Annotated in this window: 22 protein-coding genes and 1 pseudogene; 7 read left to right on the forward strand and 16 right to left on the reverse strand. The window is 64.1% G+C overall.

Features of this window, described 5'->3' with window-relative positions:
• Nucleotides 1-258: 258 nt before the first annotated feature.
• Nucleotides 259-1,407 (forward strand): amidohydrolase, encoded by a 1,149-nt coding sequence (locus GGD62_RS32385; protein WP_183712237.1) that lies wholly within the window; start codon nucleotides 259-261, stop codon nucleotides 1,405-1,407.
• A gap of 1 nt (nucleotide 1,408) precedes the next feature.
• Here GGD62_RS32385 and GGD62_RS32390 read toward each other — a convergent pair whose 3' ends face one another.
• A complete protein-coding gene (locus GGD62_RS32390) occupies nucleotides 1,409-1,624 on the reverse strand; it encodes a hypothetical protein (RefSeq protein WP_018322666.1) in 216 nt (71 codons plus the stop codon).
• A gap of 92 nt (nucleotides 1,625-1,716) precedes the next feature.
• Between GGD62_RS32390 and GGD62_RS32395 the strand changes: the two genes are divergently transcribed.
• Nucleotides 1,717-2,439, forward strand: coding sequence for a DUF72 domain-containing protein (locus tag GGD62_RS32395; RefSeq protein ID WP_183712239.1), 723 nt, complete (start codon nucleotides 1,717-1,719; stop codon nucleotides 2,437-2,439).
• Here the strand turns inward: GGD62_RS32395 and GGD62_RS32400 are convergent.
• Entirely contained in the window at nucleotides 2,436-3,623 is a 1,188-nt protein-coding gene (locus GGD62_RS32400; RefSeq protein ID WP_183712241.1) for a CaiB/BaiF CoA-transferase family protein, read from the reverse strand. The genes GGD62_RS32395 and GGD62_RS32400 overlap by 4 nt on opposite strands.
• A 285-nt stretch (nucleotides 3,624-3,908) precedes the next feature.
• On the opposite strand from GGD62_RS32400, the gene GGD62_RS32405 reads away from it, so the two are divergent.
• Nucleotides 3,909-4,511 (forward strand): hypothetical protein, encoded by a 603-nt coding sequence (locus GGD62_RS32405; protein WP_246783583.1) that lies wholly within the window; start codon nucleotides 3,909-3,911, stop codon nucleotides 4,509-4,511.
• 19 nt (nucleotides 4,512-4,530) lie between these two features.
• On the opposite strand, the gene GGD62_RS32410 is transcribed toward GGD62_RS32405, so the two are convergent.
• The 5 genes from GGD62_RS32410 to GGD62_RS32430 all read right to left on the reverse strand — a co-directional run bounded on the left by GGD62_RS32410 (nucleotide 4,531) and on the right by GGD62_RS32430 (nucleotide 9,812).
• Entirely contained in the window at nucleotides 4,531-6,816 is a 2,286-nt protein-coding gene (locus GGD62_RS32410) for a heavy metal translocating P-type ATPase (protein WP_183712243.1), read from the reverse strand.
• 33 nt (nucleotides 6,817-6,849) lie between these two features.
• Nucleotides 6,850-7,119, reverse strand: coding sequence for an EF-hand domain-containing protein (locus GGD62_RS41925; protein ID WP_409333977.1), 270 nt, complete (start codon nucleotides 7,117-7,119; stop codon nucleotides 6,850-6,852).
• Nucleotides 7,120-7,401: 282 nt separating this feature from the next.
• On the reverse strand, nucleotides 7,402-7,608 hold the full coding sequence (locus tag GGD62_RS32420; protein WP_018322660.1) for a DUF2783 domain-containing protein: 207 nt from the start codon (nucleotides 7,606-7,608) through the stop codon (nucleotides 7,402-7,404).
• The gene (locus tag GGD62_RS32425) at nucleotides 7,605-9,242 is read right to left on the reverse strand and encodes an FAD-dependent oxidoreductase (protein WP_183712245.1); all 1,638 of its coding nucleotides are present in this window, start codon (nucleotides 9,240-9,242) and stop codon (nucleotides 7,605-7,607) included. The genes GGD62_RS32420 and GGD62_RS32425 overlap by 4 nt, the downstream gene beginning before the upstream one ends.
• Nucleotides 9,243-9,269: 27 nt before the next feature.
• Nucleotides 9,270-9,812: a VOC family protein gene (locus GGD62_RS32430; protein ID WP_018322658.1), complete on the reverse strand. Its 543-nt coding sequence runs from the start codon at nucleotides 9,810-9,812 to the stop codon at nucleotides 9,270-9,272.
• 124 nt (nucleotides 9,813-9,936) lie between these two features.
• On the opposite strand from GGD62_RS32430, the gene GGD62_RS32435 reads away from it, so the two are divergent.
• Complete coding sequence (locus GGD62_RS32435; RefSeq protein ID WP_018322657.1) at nucleotides 9,937-10,425, forward strand: MarR family winged helix-turn-helix transcriptional regulator; 489 nt, start codon at nucleotides 9,937-9,939, stop codon at nucleotides 10,423-10,425.
• Between the two features lie 9 nt (nucleotides 10,426-10,434).
• Here GGD62_RS32435 and GGD62_RS32440 read toward each other — a convergent pair whose 3' ends face one another.
• Together GGD62_RS32440 and GGD62_RS32445 are read right to left on the reverse strand one after the other, a co-directional pair.
• A complete protein-coding gene (locus GGD62_RS32440; protein ID WP_183712247.1) occupies nucleotides 10,435-11,334 on the reverse strand; it encodes an MBL fold metallo-hydrolase in 900 nt (299 codons plus the stop codon).
• Nucleotides 11,335-11,377: 43 nt separating this feature from the next.
• Nucleotides 11,378-12,010, reverse strand: coding sequence for a DsbA family protein (locus tag GGD62_RS32445; RefSeq protein WP_183712249.1), 633 nt, complete (start codon nucleotides 12,008-12,010; stop codon nucleotides 11,378-11,380).
• Between the two features lie 110 nt (nucleotides 12,011-12,120).
• Between GGD62_RS32445 and GGD62_RS32450 the strand changes: the two genes are divergently transcribed.
• Nucleotides 12,121-13,032 carry a LysR family transcriptional regulator gene (locus tag GGD62_RS32450; RefSeq protein WP_183712251.1) on the forward strand — a complete coding sequence of 304 codons (912 nt, stop codon included), beginning with the start codon at nucleotides 12,121-12,123 and terminating at the stop codon, nucleotides 13,030-13,032.
• 15 nt (nucleotides 13,033-13,047) lie between these two features.
• Here the strand turns inward: GGD62_RS32450 and GGD62_RS32455 are convergent, their stop codons facing one another.
• A complete protein-coding gene (locus GGD62_RS32455; protein WP_028143162.1) occupies nucleotides 13,048-13,227 on the reverse strand; it encodes a hypothetical protein in 180 nt (59 codons plus the stop codon).
• Nucleotides 13,224-13,619 (reverse strand): hypothetical protein, encoded by a 396-nt coding sequence (locus GGD62_RS41930; RefSeq protein ID WP_409333978.1) that lies wholly within the window; start codon nucleotides 13,617-13,619, stop codon nucleotides 13,224-13,226. Before GGD62_RS41930 ends, GGD62_RS32455 begins: the two co-directional genes overlap by 4 nt.
• Nucleotides 13,620-13,775: 156 nt before the next feature.
• Here GGD62_RS41930 and GGD62_RS32465 point away from each other — a divergent pair, with 156 nt between their 5' ends.
• Together GGD62_RS32465 and GGD62_RS32470 are read left to right on the forward strand one after the other, a co-directional pair.
• Complete coding sequence (locus tag GGD62_RS32465) at nucleotides 13,776-14,231, forward strand: Hsp20 family protein (protein ID WP_018322651.1); 456 nt, start codon at nucleotides 13,776-13,778, stop codon at nucleotides 14,229-14,231.
• A 104-nt stretch (nucleotides 14,232-14,335) separates the two neighbouring features.
• Entirely contained in the window at nucleotides 14,336-14,680 is a 345-nt protein-coding gene (locus GGD62_RS32470) for a hypothetical protein (RefSeq protein WP_183712255.1), read from the forward strand.
• A 152-nt stretch (nucleotides 14,681-14,832) separates the two neighbouring features.
• On the opposite strand, the gene aroQ is transcribed toward GGD62_RS32470, so the two are convergent.
• The 5 genes and pseudogenes from aroQ to GGD62_RS32495 all read right to left on the reverse strand — a co-directional run bounded on the left by aroQ (nucleotide 14,833) and on the right by GGD62_RS32495 (nucleotide 18,324).
• Nucleotides 14,833-15,282: a type II 3-dehydroquinate dehydratase gene (gene aroQ, locus GGD62_RS32475; protein ID WP_183712257.1), complete on the reverse strand. Its 450-nt coding sequence runs from the start codon at nucleotides 15,280-15,282 to the stop codon at nucleotides 14,833-14,835.
• A gap of 13 nt (nucleotides 15,283-15,295) precedes the next feature.
• A pseudogene (locus GGD62_RS32480) lies at nucleotides 15,296-16,046 on the reverse strand (amino acid ABC transporter ATP-binding protein).
• A gap of 58 nt (nucleotides 16,047-16,104) precedes the next feature.
• A complete protein-coding gene (locus GGD62_RS32485) occupies nucleotides 16,105-16,932 on the reverse strand; it encodes a transporter substrate-binding domain-containing protein (RefSeq protein WP_183712260.1) in 828 nt (275 codons plus the stop codon).
• A gap of 57 nt (nucleotides 16,933-16,989) precedes the next feature.
• The gene (locus GGD62_RS32490; RefSeq protein ID WP_018322646.1) at nucleotides 16,990-17,646 is read right to left on the reverse strand and encodes an amino acid ABC transporter permease; all 657 of its coding nucleotides are present in this window, start codon (nucleotides 17,644-17,646) and stop codon (nucleotides 16,990-16,992) included.
• A 9-nt stretch (nucleotides 17,647-17,655) separates the two neighbouring features.
• Nucleotides 17,656-18,324, reverse strand: coding sequence for an amino acid ABC transporter permease (locus tag GGD62_RS32495; RefSeq protein WP_183712262.1), 669 nt, complete (start codon nucleotides 18,322-18,324; stop codon nucleotides 17,656-17,658).

Genomic DNA, 18,324 nt, shown 5'->3' on the forward strand with positions numbered 1-18,324 from the left:
ATCCGACCCCCTCCGTCTTCCGGGAGTCGTCTTCAGAATCCGTCTTGCCTTCCAATGCAATAGCTAGACAAAACCCATATGCGATTCCCCTGCCCGCAAGCGGGAGAGGGGGCGCACCTTTCCCCGCGGCACCGTCGAACCTGATCTCACGCCGACGAAGCGCGTTGCTGCACGCGAGGCATTCCAACGCGCTTGATGCGGGCCACGGATAATCCGCTATGGTGGCGGCAACCAACACCTTGCGAAAGATCCCCTGCCTTGACACCCGAGCTGCACCAGAAACTGACCGCGTGGCGCCGGCACCTTCATGCGCACCCGGAGCTGTCGCTCCAGGAGAAGGAGACCGCAGCCTTCGTGCAGGACAAGCTCATCGAGCTCGGGATTCCCTTCGAGGCGGGCATCGGCGGCCACGGCATCGTCGCGACCTTGACCCGCGGACATGCGCGCAGCCGCGTCGGCTTGCGCGCCGACATGGACGCGCTGCCGATCACCGAAGATACCGGGCTTGCCTACGCCTCCAGGACATCAGGCGTGATGCATGCCTGCGGCCACGACGGGCACACCGCCTCGCTGCTCGGTGCCGCCGCGCTGCTCGCCACTGATACCAGTTGGAGCGGCACGGTCGATTTCATCTTCCAGCCGGCCGAAGAAGGCTTTGGCGGCTCGCGCGCGATGGTCGCGGCCGGGCTGTTCGACCGCTTTCCGATGGAACGCGTGTTCGGCTTTCATAATTGGCCGGGCCTTGCCGCCGGCACCATCGCCGTGCACGACGGCGTCGTCATGGCCTCCGGCGGACGCATCACCATCACCATCGAGGGCCATGCCGGCCACGCCGGCATGCCGCATCTGACGCGCGATCCGGTGATGGCGGCGGGCCATCTGATCGTGGCGCTGCAATCGGTCGTCTCGCGCGGCGTCGATCCGCTCGACACCGCCGTGCTGTCGCTCTGCACCATCGAAGGCGGCACCGCGCCGAACCAGATCGCTGGACGTGTCACCATCCGCGGCACGCTGCGGTACCATCGCGAGGCGGTCAAGCACGTCATCCTCGACGGCATCGAACGGACCTGCGCCGGCATCGCGACCAGCTTTGGCGTCAAGGTGACACCCGAGATCGTGATGGGCGTCGGCGTCGTGGTCAACACGCCTGATGAGGCCGCGCTTGCGCGCATCGCCGCCGAGAAGGTGCAGGCCGAGGTGCGGTGCGACCTCGCGCCCAGCATGGCCGGCGAGGATTTTGCCCACTATCTCCAGCAGCGGCCGGGCGCCTTCGTCTGGATCGGCAATGGCGAATTGCGCGACGGCGCCGAGCTGCACGGCCCGCGCTACGATTTCAACGACGCGATCCTGCCCGTCGCCTCCGGCTGGATGGCGGAAGTCGCCAAGACGGCGCTGGCGTCGAACTAGTTCACGAGATCTCGCGCGGCAGCTTCCAATCCGACCGCGGCGCGAACGTCTCCTCGACGGGCGCCACGTGATATCCGGCAGGGAGAAGCCGGCCGCCCTCCTCGTCCGCGACCGGAACGTCGGTCACGAGGCCCTCGATCAAGGCGGCTTCCCACACCTCCTTCTCGGTCGGAAAGGGATCGCCGATCTGCTTGTTGCCTTCGAACAGCGCGTACATCGGTTCCGGTCCTTGCGTTGGCGGGTTCACCAGCAACGTATCGGCTGTCTGGACGTTCCTTTCCGGCAAAGGCAACGGAGGGCACGGAAACCATGGCGCGCGTTCTGGTCGGAACTTCGGGCTGGCATTACGACTCCTGGCGCGGCCCGTTCTTCCCCGAGGGCGTGACGCTGAAGCAGCAGCTTAGCTACTACGCCGGACAGTTCGACACGACGGAGCTGAACGGCGTGTTCTACCGCACGCCGACGCCTGAAGCGGTGAAAGGCTGGCGCGAGCAGACCGGCCGCGATTTCGTGTTCGCCTGGAAGGCGTCGAAATTCATCACGCACTGGAAGCGCCTGTCGGAGCGCTCGGTCAACAGCCTCGAGCTGCTGGAGGACCGCATCTCACGGCTCGGCGGCAAGGCCGGCCCGATCCTGTTCCAGCTGCCGCCGCAATTCCAGGCGGATGCGGACCGCCTCGCCTCCTTCTTCAAGCTGTTGTCACGGAAACGGCGTTACAGCTTCGAATTCCGGCATCCGAGCTGGTATCAGCCGCGCATCCTCAAAATGCTGGCCGACGAGAACATCTCGCTTTGCCTGTCCGACCATCACGATGCGCCCGCGCCCTGGAAGCGCACGGCGGATTTCGTCTATGTGCGCGGGCACGGGCCGGGCGGGCGCTATCACGGGCACTATACCAGGGCGGCGCTGGCGCAATGGGCGAAGCGCATCAAGTCGTGGAAGCGGCAGGGCTGCGACGTCTATGTCTACTTCGACAACGACCAGAAGAGCGCGGCGCCCGCGGACGCCAAGGCGTTGAAGCAACTGCTCTAGATCACACCGCCTTGCCGAAGCGCCGCGATCGCAGCCGCATCATAGCCGAGCTCGGCGAGAACGCGATCCGTATGCTCGCCGAGCGTCGGCGGGCGGCTCGCGATCTCGCCCGGCGTTTCCGACAGCCTGACGGCGGCACGCGTCACCGGGGCGGGCTTCGGTAGGCCGGGATAATCGACGTCCTGCATGAAGCCGGCGGCGCGGATCTGCGGGTGATCCAGCGCCTGTTGCGGTGAGAGGACGGGCCCGGTCGGGATCATGGCCTGGCCCAGCGCATCGACCGCTTCCTGCGTGGTGCGCTCGGCGCACCAGCGCGCCATCCGCTCGCTGATGACGGCGCCGTTATTGCCGCGGCTGATGTCGTCGGCAAAGCGCGGATCGTTCAGCCACACCTCCTCCTCGCCCATCAGCCTCGCCCAGCGCTTGAACAGTGGATGCCCCGTGACCTGGCACAGCACCCAGCCGTCCCGGGTGCGGTAGATGTCGGAGGGTGCTGCGGTCTGGCCGAGATTGCCCGTCGGCACGCGATTGACGTTGATCACAGCCTGCTCGATCAGCGTCGCGTTGGTGAAGGACAGCGCGGTTGCGAGCAGCGCGCCCTCGACGATCTGCCCGCGCCCCGATTTGCCGCGCTCGATCAGCGCGGCGAGTGTGCCGAACGCGCAGTGCAGCGCGGTGCCGAAATCGACCCAGTTCACCGCGGCCCGGTAAGGCGGCTCGCCAGTGCCGGTCATGTAGACCGATCCCGACATCACCTGTCCGACACCGTCGAAGCCGACGCGGTCGGACCAGGGCCCCGGCCCGCCGAACGCGGTTGCGGTCGTCAGGATGATGTCGGGCTTGATCGCCTTCAAGGACTCGTAGTCGAGCTTCATCGCGCGCAGGGTCTGCGGCGGCAGGTTGGCGACGACCACGTCCGCGGTCGCAACCAGGCGGCGCATCACCTCCTGCCCTTCCGGCTTCATCGGATCGAGCGTGATGCACTTCTTGTTGCGGTTGACCTGGAGGAACAACGCGCCCTCGCCGCCTTCGCCGACCGGCGCGACGAACCGATCCTCGCTGCCCTCGCGCTTCTCCACGCGAATGACCTCGGCGCCGAATTCGGCCAGCAATGTCGCGCAATAGGGCCCTGCGATATAGCGCCCGAAATCGAGCACGCGCACGCCCTCCAGAACACCTCCCATCGATTCCTTCCCTGTTGTTTTCCGCAGATTACAGGGACTGGCTGCCAGGGCAAGTTGGGAAGCGGGACGCACGCGCGACTTTCATCATCGCATCGCGAACAGTTCCTGATGAAACGCTTCTCGACAGGGAAACCGTGCGCGCTGAGGTCTCGTCTGAGCGCTTCCCCGAAACCCGCCGGACCGCAGCGCAAGGATCATCGCCATGCTCATTCAACCGATCGCCAGGACCAGCCGCAGCAAGACGAGAGCCTAAGGTGCGCCGTAACATCGTGAGGGAAGGACGGCATGCTGGCTCGACGCATCCTGCGTCGCGGGGCCGCAGCTCATTCCGTCCACGACTTTGCTCCAGCGCAAACTCCTGGATGTCGCAATCTCCCACTTGAAGGCAAAGAAGCTCTTCGGAGGAATCCCGTGATCATCTCAACCAAGTCACTCCTGATGGCAGTTCTCGCGCTCTGTTTCATGCTGGGGCAGCCTGCTCTCGCCGCCGGACCCCACAGCCATGAAGGACCAACCACGACCGCCCAGCCGGAGCTCGACCACGGCAAGAAGTGGCCGACTGATGATGTCTTGCGCCGCGGCATGGACGACATCAGTCTCGCGATGAGGCAATCGCTGGCACCCATTCACAGCAACGTGTTTACGCCTGCGCAATACGAGGCTTTGGCGACGCGAATCCAGGCGCAGGTCGATGACGTGGTCGGAAACTGCAAGCTGCCCGAGCGGGCCGATCAGCAGCTTCACCTCGTCCTCGAGCAGATCATCGATGGCGCGGCGAAGATGAAGACCGGGACCAGCCGCGATCAGGGAGCCATGAAGATCGTGCGGGCGCTCGCTCAATACGGCAAGTATTTTGACCATGCCGGCTGGCAACCGCTGCAACATTGAGGTCGATTGCCGCTGCCTCCTATGCCGCCACGGCCTCGTAGATGTCCTCCTCCTGGGCCGTGTGCATGCGCACCAGCGTCTCGATCGCCTCGATCACGCGCTGGGCGTCGCGAATGAGGTAGCGGTCGATCTTCTCTGACGGCAGATCCTCCGCGATCCGGGCGAGCAGCCGCGCGAGATGCAGTATCTCGCGATGCGCACGGCTCATGGCGGAGAGTCCGTGGCGGTCGCGCAGAACCTGCGTGAGCTTCGGATAGACGCTGTCTTCATCCTCGCGTTCGTGCATCACGACGCTGCTCTGGACCAGTCGATGGGCCTCGCCAATCAAGGCAGCGACGGCTTCGGGCACCGCGTCGTCGAGCGCATCGACGATCTGGCGCAAGCGGTCGAGATCCCTGAGCAGGGCCTGATGATCGTGATGCAACGTCAGCCCCTGCTCTGCGGTGAGGCGCGGACCACTCCTGACGAGAGGCGGATTGAGCGCTCGCAGCGCGTTCAGAATGACGGCAACATCGATCACCTCCTGGACGATGGCAGCGGGCACGGGATCGAGCCAGCCAACGGTGGCAGCGACCATGGCTACCAATGACAATCCCATACCGACGAAGATGCTCTGCAGGGCGATGCGTCGCGCCCGCTGCGCGATGATGATCGCTTCGCCGACCCGATCCAGCCGGTCCGTGAGGATCACCACATCTGCCGCCTCGGAGGAGGCGCTTGCACCACGCGCGCCGAGCGCGATCCCGGTGTCAGCCACGGCCAGCGCCGGGGCGTCATTGATACCGTCGCCGACCATGATGGTCGGATGCAGCCGCTGTTCGCTACGCACCGCTTCGACCTTATCTGCGGGAACGCGGTCGGCCAGCACGGCATCGAGATCGAGCGCAGCTCCGATGGCCTGCGCCGCCGCGGCGCGATCACCCGTGACCATCACCATCCGCGCGATGCCGGCATCGCGCAGCAGCCGGATCGCGCGTGGCGTGTCGGCCCGCAATTCGTCGGCCAGCAGCAGCGCGCCGATCAGACGGCCGTCCACCGCGACAAAGACGATCAGCGCCGAGCGCCACGAGGCACGTCGTATCGCTCGCAACTCCCATGGCGACAGATCGGCATGCGAGAGAAGCATTTCCCGCGAGCCCGCCACAACGTGGCGCCCGTCGATCTGGCCGCTGAGGCCGGATCCCATGATCTCTTTGACATGTTCCGGCGGCCTCAGCTCGAGCCCCTGGGCGAGCGCCGCAGCGACGACGGCCTTCGCAAGCACATGATGCGACGCTTGCTCGAGCGACGCTCCGAGCCTGAGGACCTCATCCGGATCCTCGCCCGGCGCGACCTCTACGGACAGCAGCCGCGCCCCGCCCACCGTCAGGGTACCGGTCTTGTCGAATAGCACGGTGTGCGCGCGGGCCAGCACCTCCAGCGCCCTTCCGCCCTTGGCCAGGATGCCGCGGCGGGCCGCTTGTGCCACCCCCGCGATGAAGGCGACGGGTGCGGCCAGAATCAGGGGGCAAGGCGTCGCCGCCACCAGCACGGCAAGGCTGCGGGTCAAGTCGCCGGAGATGTGCCATGCCACAAAGGCGATGACGAGTGTGACCGGCAGGAAGATCAGCGCATAGCGGTCGGCCAACCGCACAAACGGAGCTCTCGCAGTCTGCGCCGCAGTCACCATGCGCACGATGCCCGCGTAAGTACTCTCGCTGGCCACCGCCGTCACGGTCAATTGGAAGGTCTCACCCGCATTCAGAGAACCGGAGAGAACGGCACTTCCGCGTGTCTTCTCCGCCGGAATCGGCTCGCCAGTCACAGCGGACTCGTCGATGGTGGCAGAGGCCGACGCAACGACACCGTCGACCGGCACGATTTCGCCGGCCTTAACCAGAAGCTCCTCGCCGACCGCGACGTCCCCAACCGGAGCATCCTCGATCCGCTCGCCGGATTTGCGATGGACCTGGCGCGGCGCACGATCAACCAGGGATCGCAGATCATGCTCCGCCCGTGCGACCGCGATCTCCTCCAGCACGTTGCCGCCGGAATACATCAGCGCGACCACAGCGCCTGCGAGCGGCTGTCCGAGCGCCAACGCCGCGCTCATCGACAGCAGCGCGATCGCGTCCACGCCGACGCGGCCGCTCAAGAGATCCTTGACGATCGAGACCGCCAATCCCGCAATCACGGGCGCCGTGCCGAGCGCCCAGGCGAAGTCTGCTACATCAGGCCGGCCCGCGGCTCGCGCGAGAATACCTGCAGTCAATCCTGCGATTGCGATCGCAACCAGAGCCCATCGCAGGACCCGATCAAACGACATGGCTTGGCGCGCCCGCCCTTTGGTTTCCACTCGCTATTGCTGCGGGACGGCGCTCTTGTTCCCGTGCATGAACGCCATCATCTCGTCCGGAGTGAGCTTCCCGTCCTTGTCGCGATCCATGGCCTTGAAAATTCGTTCGTGCGCGACCTGAAACTCGGGCAACGAGACGGTTCCGTCGCCATCGGCATCCATCAGCGCGAAGATGATGCGAAAGGCGACCGGCGGCCCCATGGCGTCACCGCCTGTCGCACCATGCCCCTTCATTCCCTGTCCCATCATTCCGCGCCCCATCATTCCCATCATATCTCCACCGCGCATCGGGCTCTGCCGCTCGGCGGATGGGTTTGCAGGAGAGCTCGACTGTGGCGAGGCCGGCGCCTGCTCCTGTCCGGGATGGTGGCTCTGATGGTCCGCTGGCGATTGAGCCAAAGCCGGCTGGCCCAAAGTGGCGAGCAGCAACGCTGCAGCAATGGTTCGACCTGGCATGGCGCTTCCTCCGTCCTTGGGGTGGGCCTACAAGGTGTCGGACTTCACCGAGTTTACGTTGAGCCAAATCAAAAAGCGGCTTTTGCTCCAGCTTGGCTCCTATGGCTTTTCGACGCCGCCGCCGGTGCGGGCGCAGCCGATCGCCTCCGTGAGCACCTTGCGGTCGCCGATGTGATTGGCGAGCAACAGGATCAGCCGTGCGTTCATCCGCAGCGCCTGTTCCTCGTCGAGATCTCGCTGGCCGTCGATCAGCTCGGCGTAGAAGTCGTCGGGATCGGCGATGTTGGGTGACAAATTGAGCGTCATGCTGCCAGCTCCTTCCGTCCGGCGGTGTCGTGCCCGGAGGCCCGCAACATCGCATCCGCGATCTCAGCCTCGTCAAATCCGGTCCAGCGTGCCGCGACGTATTGATCGGGCCGGAACAGGTAGGTGGTCCCGGCCGAAGCGCCGTAGCGCTCGGCAAGCAGGCCGGAGGGATCGGCGATATCGCGGCCGAGGACAATGAGTTTCGCTTTGAGGGGACCCACCGCGATCTCGGTCTTGTCGGTCTCCTTGCCGAAGGCCACGACCGTGAAGCCATCGCCGAGACAATGGAGGAACCAGGCGGGCTTGCCATCCACCGTGATCGGCGCATCGGCCGCATTGGTGCCGGGCCGCACGCCGCCCATCATCGCGTCGTCATCGGGGGTATTGAGCGCCGACATCACATAGGGCGTCGGCGTCGAGAGACGGCCGCTGTTGACCAGAGGCCGCGCAAAGGCGTGATGGCGGGCGAGCTCCAGCACCGCGTCACGGAAATAGCGGCTCGCTTTCGTCTTCGGCGTGATGAAGTCGGTGGCGCGCGTCGAGTTCAGGATGTTGTCGTCGGCGGCATAGGCGCGCTCCTCGTGATAGCTGTCGAGCAGTGCTTCCGACGCCTCGCCGCGCAGCACCATCGCGAGCTTCCAGGCGAGATTGTCGATGTCCTGGACGCCGGTATTGGCACCGCGCGCGCCGAACGGCGAGACCTGGTGCGCGGCATCGCCAGCGAACAACACCCGGCCCTGGCGGAAATTGTCGATGCGCCGGCAGGCGAACTGATAGATCGAGACCCATTCGAGCACGAACTCGGTATCCTCGCCGAGCATGGCACGAATGCGCGGTATCACCCGCTCGGGCCTCTTTTCCTCATCGGGATCAGCCTCCCAACCGAGCTGGAAGTCGATGCGCCAGATCTTGTCCGCCTGCCGGTGCAGCAGCACGGACTGGCCGCGGTGGAACGGCGGATCGAACCAGAACCAGCGCTCGGTCGGGAAATCCGCCTTCATGGCGACGTCGGCGATCAGGAAGCGGTCCTGGAAGTACTGTCCCGTGAACTCGGCCCCCACCATCTTGCGCACGTCGGAGTTGGCCCCGTCGCAGGCGATCACCCATTGCGCCTCCATGGGGAAGATGCCGTCGGGCGTTTCCACCGCCAGCGTGGCGTGGTCGGCGGCCTGCTTGAGGCTGAGGAGCCGGTGCCTCCAGCGCAGCTCGATCAGCGGATTGGCCCGGCATTTGGCAACCAGCATCTCTTCCAGATGATATTGCTGCAGATTGATCATGGCCGGCCATTGGTGGTCGGCCTCGGGCAACAGATCGAACTGGTAGGACAGCTGGTCCTGGAAGAAGACCCTCCCGACGTTCCAGCTCACGCCGCGCTCGACCATGGGCGCCGCGCAGTCGAGGCGGTCCCAGATTTCGAGCGGTCGCTTGGCGTAGCAGACCGCGCGCGAGCCGATCGAGACGGTGTCGTTGTCGTCGAGCACCACGACCGGCTGGCCGCGCGCCGCGCAATCGAGCGCCGCGGTCAGGCCGATGGGACCTGCGCCGATCACCACGATCGGATGCCGCTTCACGATCCCCTCGGCCTGCTCTTGGGAACGCCGATAGCCGAACTTCGGATAGATGTAGCTCGTCATGTTCACTTCCTGATGCGCGTGCCGGGGTCAATGCGCGTCGGCGAATTCCTTCTCGTGCATCCAGGCGGTGTGGCGCGGCGGGCGCTTGGTGCGCGACCATTCCTCGACCATCTCGTGCGCGACCGACTTCATGCGGTCGATCTGCTCTGGCGTCGCGGTCCAGACCGCGATCTCCAGGCGATGGCCGCTCGGGTCTCGGAAATAGATCGACTTGAAGATGGTGTGGTCGGTGACGCCGACGACGTCGAGGCCGGCGGCCTCCGCGCGCGCCTTGGCCTCTTCGAGTTCGGCGAGGTCCTTGACCTGAAAGGCGATGTGCTGGGTCCACTCCGGCGTGTTGGGATCGCGGCCCATCGGCGGCGAGTTCGGCAGCTCGAAGAAGGCGAGGATGTTGCCGTTCCCGGCATCGAGGAAGATGTGCATGTAGGGATCGGGCGCCTTGGTCGAAGGCACCCGATCCTCGGCAATGGCGCCGAGAAGATCCATGTTCATGACGGTCTTGTAGAATTCGACAGTCGCCTTGGCATCGACGCAGCGATAGGCGACGTGATGGATCTTCTCGATTTTCATGGCGTTTCGCTCCCTGGATCTGCGGTTGCGAAATTAGTATCAGATGTTACTATTTCCTGAATTTGATCTGGATCAATCCACTCCGAAGAATTTTTCGAGTGGGTCGGGCGACGGGAATCGCGTGATGGGACGTTCAAGCGTGGAGCGCGGCGAAGCGGCCAAAGCCGCCACGGCGCAGGATGGCGTCGAGCTGGACCTGCAGCGATATTTTCCGTACCGGCTGGCACGCCTTGCCGAGCAGGTGTCGCTGGCGGTTGCCGAGGTCTATTCCGAACGTTTTGCGCTGACACGGCAGGAATGGCGCGTGCTCGCCATTCTTGGCGTGCGCCCGGAGATTGCGACCAAGGAGATCGGCCCGCTGACGACGCTCGACAAGATGCAGGTCAGCCGCGCCGTGCAGGGCCTGGAGTCGCGCGGCATCGCCGGCCGCAAGCACCATCCCGACGATCGGCGCGAGCTGATCGTCTCGCTGACCCCAGCCGGTCGCGCGCTTTATCGCAAGATCGTGCCCTACGCGCTGGCGCGGGAGACGAAGCTGCTTGGGGCGCTGACTGCCGAGGAAGTGGCGGTACTCGACCGGGTGATGCGCAAATTGTCGGCGGCGTTGGCGTAGCTTCTCCCCTCAGCCCCACTTCATCTCGCCCTTGGCGACCTTCGAGCCGATATCGAGCGCGACGCCCATGCCGAGATTCGGGAAGCGCGCTTCCATGGCAGCCTTCAGCGCAGCGCTGTCAGCGGCCTTCGCCAGCTCTTCGTCGAACGCGAGCAGGTACTTCCTGGTGTGCTCGACAGCGGAAAGATCGACGGCGACGCCCGCTGCCATGTGGCCCGGCACGACGAGAGACGGCTTGCGGGCCGCGATCTTGTCGAGGTTGGCGACCCAGGCTGCGCGCTGCTCCTTGGTCGGCGTATCGGCGGTCCAGACATGCACGCCGGAGAAGATCATCACGCCGCCGAACACGGCATTCAAGGACGGAACGAAGAGATAGCGGCGGTTGGCGAGACCTTCGGCGTTGACGATTTCGATCGCCTCGCCGTCAACCGCAAGGGAAGCCCCATCGAACGCGTCCGGCAGAACGACATCGGCAAGCGTCTGCGGACCGTTCTCCTTGAGCTGCGGTCCCCAGACGGCGAGCTTCTTCTCCACATTCGCCTTGATGGCCGCAAGCGTCGCGGACGCCGCCAGCACCTTGGCATTCGGGAAAGCCTCGCGCACCGGCTTCAGGCTGAAATAATAGTCCGGATCGGATTGGCTGACATAGATGGTGGTGAGCTTCTTGCCGCTTGCCTTGATCGCCTCGACGAGCGCGCGTCCGTCCGGATAGGAGAAGCCGCCGTCGATCAGCACCGCCTCGGTCGGACCGGAAAGCAGGACGGGCGCACGGAAAAATCCATTGGGGCCTGCGGGAAAATGTTTCCAGCTCAGCTTGCCCTCCGCAGCATGACCGACTTCGGCGGGCGCGAATAATGCGGCGGCACCCGCGGCAAGGCTGGTCTTCATGATCTGTCTCCTCGACAACATCGCTTTCTCCATTGAAATCTGCAGGGAAAATCGGTTTGGATGATCAGGCGGCACGGAGTTGTGCGGCCAGCAGATCGAACCGCCCGAACAGCATGCTGCCGTCCAGCAGCCTCCGCCCGGCGCCCTCGCCGACCACCAGGGCCGGCACGCCACCGGCCCCAAATCGCGTCATGTCGGCGCGCGCGGCCGCGGTCCGCGCCTGGTAAGCCGCGATCAATGCATCGTCAGGCGCCCGCACGCGGCGCGCTGCATCGGTCAGTTGCGCGCCGTCGAGCAAATCGGCGACGATTTGAAGGTTGGAATTGTCGCGGCCATCAACATAGCGGGCGCGCTGCAAGAGCTTGAGCGCCTCGAACTCACGAGCCGGATCAACCAGGCCTACGGCGACGACGCCAAGGGTCGCCGGCGCCGAGTCGAACAGGCTGCCGGTATTGCCGAGAATGCCGGTGCGATAGGCCTCACTGAACGGCTGGCCGGTCAACCGTGCGATGCGCTGGTCGTTCTGCCAGGCATAGGTGGCAAAATGCTGGTCCATGGTCCGCGCCGCGGGGCCCGCAAACAAGCCGGTCGGTGCCAGCACCAGCGTCACATCGCCGTGCGCGGCAAGCTGCTCCAGCACCGGCGATGCGCCGTAGCACCAGCCGCAGAGAGGGTCGAAGAGATAGGTGATTTGCATGATTTTCGGGCCGCCAATGTTCGATGCGGAGAACCTAGCGGCCGATCATTATTTGATAAATATCAGATAATTGTACATATTGTTTGTTATTAGCTAACAATGGCGACCGCATGGAAGCGATCAATCTCAACCGCCTCGCCTATTTCGCAGCCGTGGTCGATGCCGGCTCGTTCACACGCGCTGCCGAGCGCCTCGGCATCACCAAGACCGTCGTCAGCCAGCAAGTGGCACGGCTCGAAGCGGAATTGAAAACGGCTTTGCTGCTGCGGACCACCAGGAGGGTCGAGCCGACCGAAGCCGGCCGGTTGCTGCATGCCCGCTGCGTCATGATCCTGCGCACCGCGGAAGATGCCATGGACGAGCTCGCCCAGACCAATGCCGAGCCGATGGGCATGCTGCGGATCGCCGCGCCGAACGACTATGGCGCAACGATGATCGCGCCGCTGGCGGCGAAGTTTGCGCGCAAATATCCCGCTTGCGCCGTCGAGCTGATCCTGTCGGACACGCGAACGGACCTCCTCGCCAACCAGATCGACCTGTCAATCCGGGTCGGCTGGCTGAACGATTCAAGTCAGCAGGCCAGGCGGATCGGATCGTTTCGACAATTGCTGGTGGCCGCGCCGGACGTGGCCGCGGCGTTCCGGAGCAGGACGCCCGACGAGCTTGCGGCTCTGCCGTTCATTGCCAACGGAGCGCTCGACGAGCCACTGGTCTGGCGCTTCACCAGACGCGATATCGACAGCCGCACGATCCGCATGCGGCAGTCGATCTCGATCAACACGACGCCTGCGGTGCTAGGCGCAGCCCTCGCCGGCGGCGGACTCTGCGTGCTGCCCGACTATTTGGTCGCGGAGCATTTGAAGTCCCGCCGGCTGGTCCATGTCCTGCCGTCCTGGAGCCTGCCGACCGGCGGCATCCATGCCGTGTATCCCGCGGCCCGGTTCCGGCCGCCGAAGATCACCGAGTTCGTGGCCATGCTGGTGCAGGAAGGCCGCACGCTCGCCAGCAAATTTCCGGAATGACAGGTGCCCGCTGGTTCATGCCGCGGATCGATCCGGCAGGCCGCCCCGCAGGGCGTCAAGCAGGCGCTGCTCGCGCTCGATCCGGGCGCGATAGAGCTCGCGTTCGCTCTCGCTTCTGGCACCGGCCAGCAACACGCGATAGTGCCCGATCACCTTCTCGCTGCCGCTGATGAGGAGGTTGCGGACGTCACTCATCGTTCCGCTCCGGTCGTGGCGATCGCCGATGGCGTGTTCGGACCGGTGAATGCGGCCGGGAAGGCATCGGCGGCGAGAGCCTCGAGCGCGGTCTGCTCCTCGGCGAGGCGTCGTTCGATAAACTGGCGCTCAATGTCCGACAGCTCAGTCTTCAGCAAGCGTCGATAACGAGAGAGGTTGTTGCGGTGCGCGCGGATGCGGGCGAAATCCTGATCGAGCATCGTCGTCACTCCTGACGGTCTTTCACGGTCCTTTTCGAATTTGCGGTGCGGGAAGAAACATCTTCCGGCGCAAAAAATATTCAGGCTTGTTTTGCTGTCAAGATCCTCTTTCGCCGCTTCCTTGACACCGTTGGGGGTGCCCGAAAAAAATTTTGCGCGTCCCTCTTGCAAGAGCCTTGCGGCGCTCTAAGTCGTTTTTCGCCGCGAGAGCGGTGTGCCGGATGCCCGATCGGGTCCGGCGCGGGCGCCGGGCCGGGATCTTCGGATCCGTTCCCGATTCCTTAACGGCGCTCCTTCGTATCCATCTTGCTCTTTGGAGGACTTGGTATGAGGACCACCTTTGACTTCGCGCCGCTGTGGCGCTCCACCATCGGCTTCGACCATCTGGCCGACCTCGTCGACAGCACGCTGCGCCAGGCGGGCGAGGACAATTATCCCCCCTACAACATCGAGCGCTCCGGCGAAGACCAATACCGGATCACGCTGGCCGTGGCGGGCTTTGGCGTCAACGACATCAGCGTGACCGCCGAACAGAACGCGCTCACCATCGAGGGCCGGAAGCCGGACAGCGCCACGCGTGAATATCTCTATCAGGGTATCGCCGCGCGTCCGTTCCGCCGCGTGTTCAATCTCGCCGACTACGTCCAGGTCAAGCAGGCCGCTTTCCAGGACGGTCTCCTGGTCATCGATCTGCTGCGCGAGATTCCGGAAGCCATGAAGCCGCGCCGGATCCAGATCGCGGGTGCTGCGTCACCGCAGATCGAGCAGAAGAAAGCGGCTTAGGCCGGTCGAACGCGTTCGACAGCGACCACCCTGGCGGATGGCGACCGGATCGCCATCCGCCGATCGGACCATCCCTTCGAAAGGAGTGTAGAGGGAGACGAGTGATGACCAATGCCAATGCGACCACCGGCGGTCTCGGCGCGCTGTTCCATCCCGCTGCGCATTATGCATCGCCAAGCGCCGTCCTCGACGACGGCAAGCTCTCGACAGCGGAGAAGCGGATCATATTGTCGTCCTGGGCCTCGGACATGTACGCGGTCGAATCCCATCCAGCGCTGCGCGAGATTCCCGGCATGGATCAGCCGATCCGGCTCGCGGACATTCTCGCCGCGCTGCGCAAGCTCGATGATGATGACGACGACCCGCCGCCCGGCGGCGGCGTCCCGATGCGGCTGCGGCGGCCCTGGGCCGCCGCAACCCCGTTATCGAGGACAAGCCAAAGGGTCTGAACAAGGCCGGCTTCACCTTCCAGTATCAAACCGACACGAGATCTCCGGTTTCCGCTGCACCGCTCCGGCCGCGCGAGAATGTGTTCGATGTGTCGCTCGCCGATGAGACCCGCTCCCCTCACTGATGGGCGGGCGGGTGCACTCATGCGATACTAGCCCTTCTTCTCGTCGAGCAGCTTGGCCACACGACGCAAGCCGAGCAGATAGCCCTGAGTACCGAAGCCTGCGATGACCCCATCAGCTCGTTTGGACACAAACGAGTGGTGGCGGAATTCCTCGCGTTTGTGCACGTTGGAAATGTGCACCTCGATCACTGTGCCCACGAACGTGTTCAAAGCATCCAGGATGGCGACCGAGGTATGGGTGAAGGCCGCGGGATTCATCACGATACCGGCAGCCGTCTCGCGCGCCTCGTGGATCCAGTCGATCAGCTCGTATTCTCTGTTCGATTGGTAAAAGCGCATCTCCAGGCCGAGCTCCGCGGCCAGCGCCCGGCAATCCCGCTCCACGTCCGCAAGCGTCTCGTGACCGTAGATGTGAGGCTGGCGCTTGCCAAGCAAATTGAGATTTGGCCCGTTGAGGACGTAGACAAGACGACTCATGGAAGAACTCCGTTCAGTGATGGGCAAGGATCTCGCCGAGGAACTGCCTGGTCCGGGCGTGCTGTGGGTTGCGGAAGAAGGCCTCGGGCGCGCCTTCCTCGATGATGTGCCCTTCGGCCATGAAGATGACACGGTCGGCAACCTGGCGGGCAAAGCCCATCTCGTGGGTGACGCAAATCATGGTCATACCGTCGTTGGCGAGGCCAATCATCGTATCGAGCACCTCCTTGACCATTTCAGGATCGAGAGCCGAGGTCGGCTCGTCAAACAGCATCACCTTGGGCTGCATACAGAGAGCACGCGCGATCGCGACACGTTGCTGCTGGCCGCCCGAAAGCTGAGCCGGATATTTGTCGGCCTGGTCACCGATGCGTACCCGCTCCAGATATTTTCGCGCGGGTCGCCTCTGCCTCGGCCTTGCCGATGCGGCGCGCGCGAATGGGGGCGAGCATGCAGTTCTGCAACACCGTCATATGCGGAAAAAGGTTGAAGCTCTGAAAAACCATGCCGACGTCCTGACGTACGACATCGATCGCCTTGATGCTGTCGTCCAGCCGATGACCCCCGTTCACCACGATACTGCCCTGCTGGATCGCCTCCAGGCGGTTGATACAGCGGATCAGCGTCGACTTGCCCGAACCGGACGGACCGCAGAGCACGATCTTCTCGCCCTTGCGCACGGTGAGATCGACATCGCGGAGAGCTTGGTACCCGCCGTACCACTTCTGCACACGCTTCATTTCGATCAGGATCTGGTCCTGCATGCTGGCCTCCGCTGTCGGCGGCGGCCAACGCGGATCGCGCGTCGGCCGCTCGCAGGGACTACTGAACGGTGAAAGGGACGCCGGGGACCGAGTCGGGGAAAACCGGGACCGGCACCTTCATCCATTTGGCGTAGAAAGCGGCCAGCTTGCCATTCGACTTGATCTGGTCGATGAACTTGTTGACCGTCTCGTTCCACTCCTTGTCTCCCAGGCGCGTACATGCGCCGTTGTACAGAGCGGAGAAATGAAGCTTCGGTTCGAACCCGAGCTCCGGTTTCGCGGCATTCAGACGCTGCGGGTAAAACAAGTTCGCACCCACGGCCTGGACCTGGCCAGAGAGGAGTGCCTGTATCGTGGCCGCGTCATCGTCGAATCTGCGGATCTCGGTCCCGGACGGGGCGTTATTGGTGACCTGCGTATCTTGCGTCGAGGAGCGCGGGACACCGATGACGAATTTGCCCATATCGGCATTGCTGGTGATCGGCGTTGCCTGGGCCGCGACGAGCGTAATCTCATTGGCGACGTACGGCTTGGAATACTGCACCGCCTTCGCACGCTCCGGCAGCATGGCCATGGTCGCGAACAGGATGTCCACCCGGCCCGTGGTCAGTGCCGGGATACGATTGGCCACGGCCAAAGGCGAGAACTCGGCCTTCACGCCGAGGAATTCAGCGAAGGCACGCCCCATGTCGGCATCGATGCCCTCCTGCTTTCCCGAGCTATCGACAAAGCCCCAAGGCGCATTATCGCCCTGAATGCCGATGACGACGACGCCCTTCTTCTTCACGTCTTCCAACGTAGCGGCCTGCAGTTTACCCGCAGTGACGACAGCCGCCACTGCGAGTACCGCGATGCCGAGCTGGCGGCGAGTGATCGAAAATAGCATTTGGTGTTCTCCTCCTCCTGGTGATGGCTGTATTTGATTGGGTAGGTGCGGCCGTTCCTACCTTTGATTGGCCAGGGCGAGCCTGGCCTCCATCCGGCTGCCCCACCATGAGAGTGGCCAGCAGAGGATGAAATACATCGCGCCAACCACGCCGAAGACCAGCAACGGCTGGTAGGTCTGGTTCGATACGATTTGACCGGCGCGAGCGAGTTCGATGAAGCCGACGATGGCGGCGAGCGAGGTGCCCTTGATGAGTTGCACGAGATAGCCGACGGTCGCCGGCAGCGAGATGCGGATCGCCTGCGGCAGCACGATGTCGCGCATGCGGGAGGAATAATGCAGGCCGAGCGCCATTGCCGCCTCGGACTGGCCGCGCGGAACGGCCTGGATTGCGCCGCGCCAGATCTCGCCGAGGAAGGCGGAAGCGTTGACGGTGAAGCCAATCGCTACCGCGACGAAGGCATCGAGCTTCAGCCCGGTTAGCGCCAATCCGTAATACACGACGAAAAGCTGCAGCAGCAGCGGAGTGCCCTGGAATATCCCGATGTAGACGCTGGTGATCCATTCCACGCCCTTGTGACCACAGGTCCGCATCAATGCGACGGCAAGCCCCGCCGTGCAGCCGCCTGCGAATGCGACCAGCGTCAGCAGCACGGTCCATTGCAGACCACGTAACAGGAAGCCGAACTCCGGAAGGCCAAAATGCGGTGTCATGATCTCTCCTCAGAGTGTCGGATAAGAGAAGAAACGGCGGGAGATGACCGCAAAGCCGAGCATCAGCAGCCAGGAGATCGCGAGATAGAGGAAGGTGACGGAGAAATAGACTTCGAAGCTGCGGAATGTGTCGCTTTCGATGCGCTGCGCAACCGATGTCAGTTCATAGGCGGAGACGGCCGAACAGATCGACGAGGTCAGCGTCAGCATGATGAACTGCCCCGTGAGCGATGGGTAGATCGCGCGAAGCGCGGGCTTGAGTACAATGAAGCGGAACACCTGTCCTTTGTGCAAACCGAGCGCGTAGCCGGCCTCAACCTGTCCTTGATGAATGGACTGCACGCCGCCCCGGATGATCTCGATGGCGTAGGCGCCTCCATTCACGCCGAGTGCGATAATGGCGGTGGCGGTCGGATTGAGCTTCAATCCGATGAGCGGCAGTGCAAAGAACAGAAAGAAGATCTGCACCAGGAAAGGCGTATTGCGCACGATCTCGACGAAGCCAATCACGATGGCACGCAACCAGGCCGCCTTCGAATCGCGTGCCGCGACGCCGGCGACGCCGATGATCATCGCCAGTGTCATGCCGGCAAGCGCCAGCCCGAGCGTCCCCAGGCACCCCCACAACAAGGCTGGGAGCGCCTGCCAGACCACCGAGAAATCGAGCGTATAGCCCAT

It is taken from the genome of Bradyrhizobium sp. ERR14 (assembly GCF_014198235.1).
GTDB lineage: Bacteria > Pseudomonadota > Alphaproteobacteria > Rhizobiales > Xanthobacteraceae > Bradyrhizobium.

Excerpts from the sequence above, each read along its gene's own strand:
- GGD62_RS32390 (WP_018322666.1), bottom strand. The coding sequence starts at position 1,624 with ATGTACGCGCTGTTCGAAGGCAACAAGCAGATCGGCGATCCCTTTCCG.
- GGD62_RS32395 (WP_183712239.1), top strand. The coding sequence starts at position 1,717 with ATGGCGCGCGTTCTGGTCGGAACTTCGGGCTGGCATTACGACTCCTGG.
- GGD62_RS32400 (WP_183712241.1), bottom strand. The coding sequence starts at position 3,623 with ATGGGAGGTGTTCTGGAGGGCGTGCGCGTGCTCGATTTCGGGCGCTAT.
- GGD62_RS32405 (WP_246783583.1), top strand. The coding sequence starts at position 3,909 with ATGCTGGCTCGACGCATCCTGCGTCGCGGGGCCGCAGCTCATTCCGTC.
- GGD62_RS32410 (WP_183712243.1), bottom strand. The coding sequence starts at position 6,816 with ATGTCGTTTGATCGGGTCCTGCGATGGGCTCTGGTTGCGATCGCAATC.
- GGD62_RS41925 (WP_409333977.1), bottom strand. The coding sequence starts at position 7,119 with ATGATGGGAATGATGGGGCGCGGAATGATGGGACAGGGAATGAAGGGG.
- GGD62_RS32420 (WP_018322660.1), bottom strand. The coding sequence starts at position 7,608 with ATGACGCTCAATTTGTCACCCAACATCGCCGATCCCGACGACTTCTAC.
- GGD62_RS32425 (WP_183712245.1), bottom strand. The coding sequence starts at position 9,242 with ATGACGAGCTACATCTATCCGAAGTTCGGCTATCGGCGTTCCCAAGAG.
- GGD62_RS32430 (WP_018322658.1), bottom strand. The coding sequence starts at position 9,812 with ATGAAAATCGAGAAGATCCATCACGTCGCCTATCGCTGCGTCGATGCC.
- GGD62_RS32435 (WP_018322657.1), top strand. The coding sequence starts at position 9,937 with ATGGGACGTTCAAGCGTGGAGCGCGGCGAAGCGGCCAAAGCCGCCACG.
- GGD62_RS32440 (WP_183712247.1), bottom strand. The coding sequence starts at position 11,334 with ATGTTGTCGAGGAGACAGATCATGAAGACCAGCCTTGCCGCGGGTGCC.
- GGD62_RS32445 (WP_183712249.1), bottom strand. The coding sequence starts at position 12,010 with ATGCAAATCACCTATCTCTTCGACCCTCTCTGCGGCTGGTGCTACGGC.
- GGD62_RS32450 (WP_183712251.1), top strand. The coding sequence starts at position 12,121 with ATGGAAGCGATCAATCTCAACCGCCTCGCCTATTTCGCAGCCGTGGTC.
- GGD62_RS32455 (WP_028143162.1), bottom strand. The coding sequence starts at position 13,227 with ATGAGTGACGTCCGCAACCTCCTCATCAGCGGCAGCGAGAAGGTGATC.
- GGD62_RS32465 (WP_018322651.1), top strand. The coding sequence starts at position 13,776 with ATGAGGACCACCTTTGACTTCGCGCCGCTGTGGCGCTCCACCATCGGC.
- GGD62_RS32470 (WP_183712255.1), top strand. The coding sequence starts at position 14,336 with ATGACCAATGCCAATGCGACCACCGGCGGTCTCGGCGCGCTGTTCCAT.
- aroQ (WP_183712257.1), bottom strand. The coding sequence starts at position 15,282 with ATGAGTCGTCTTGTCTACGTCCTCAACGGGCCAAATCTCAATTTGCTT.
- GGD62_RS32485 (WP_183712260.1), bottom strand. The coding sequence starts at position 16,932 with ATGCTATTTTCGATCACTCGCCGCCAGCTCGGCATCGCGGTACTCGCA.
- GGD62_RS32490 (WP_018322646.1), bottom strand. The coding sequence starts at position 17,646 with ATGACACCGCATTTTGGCCTTCCGGAGTTCGGCTTCCTGTTACGTGGT.
- GGD62_RS32495 (WP_183712262.1), bottom strand. The coding sequence starts at position 18,324 with ATGGGCTATACGCTCGATTTCTCGGTGGTCTGGCAGGCGCTCCCAGCC.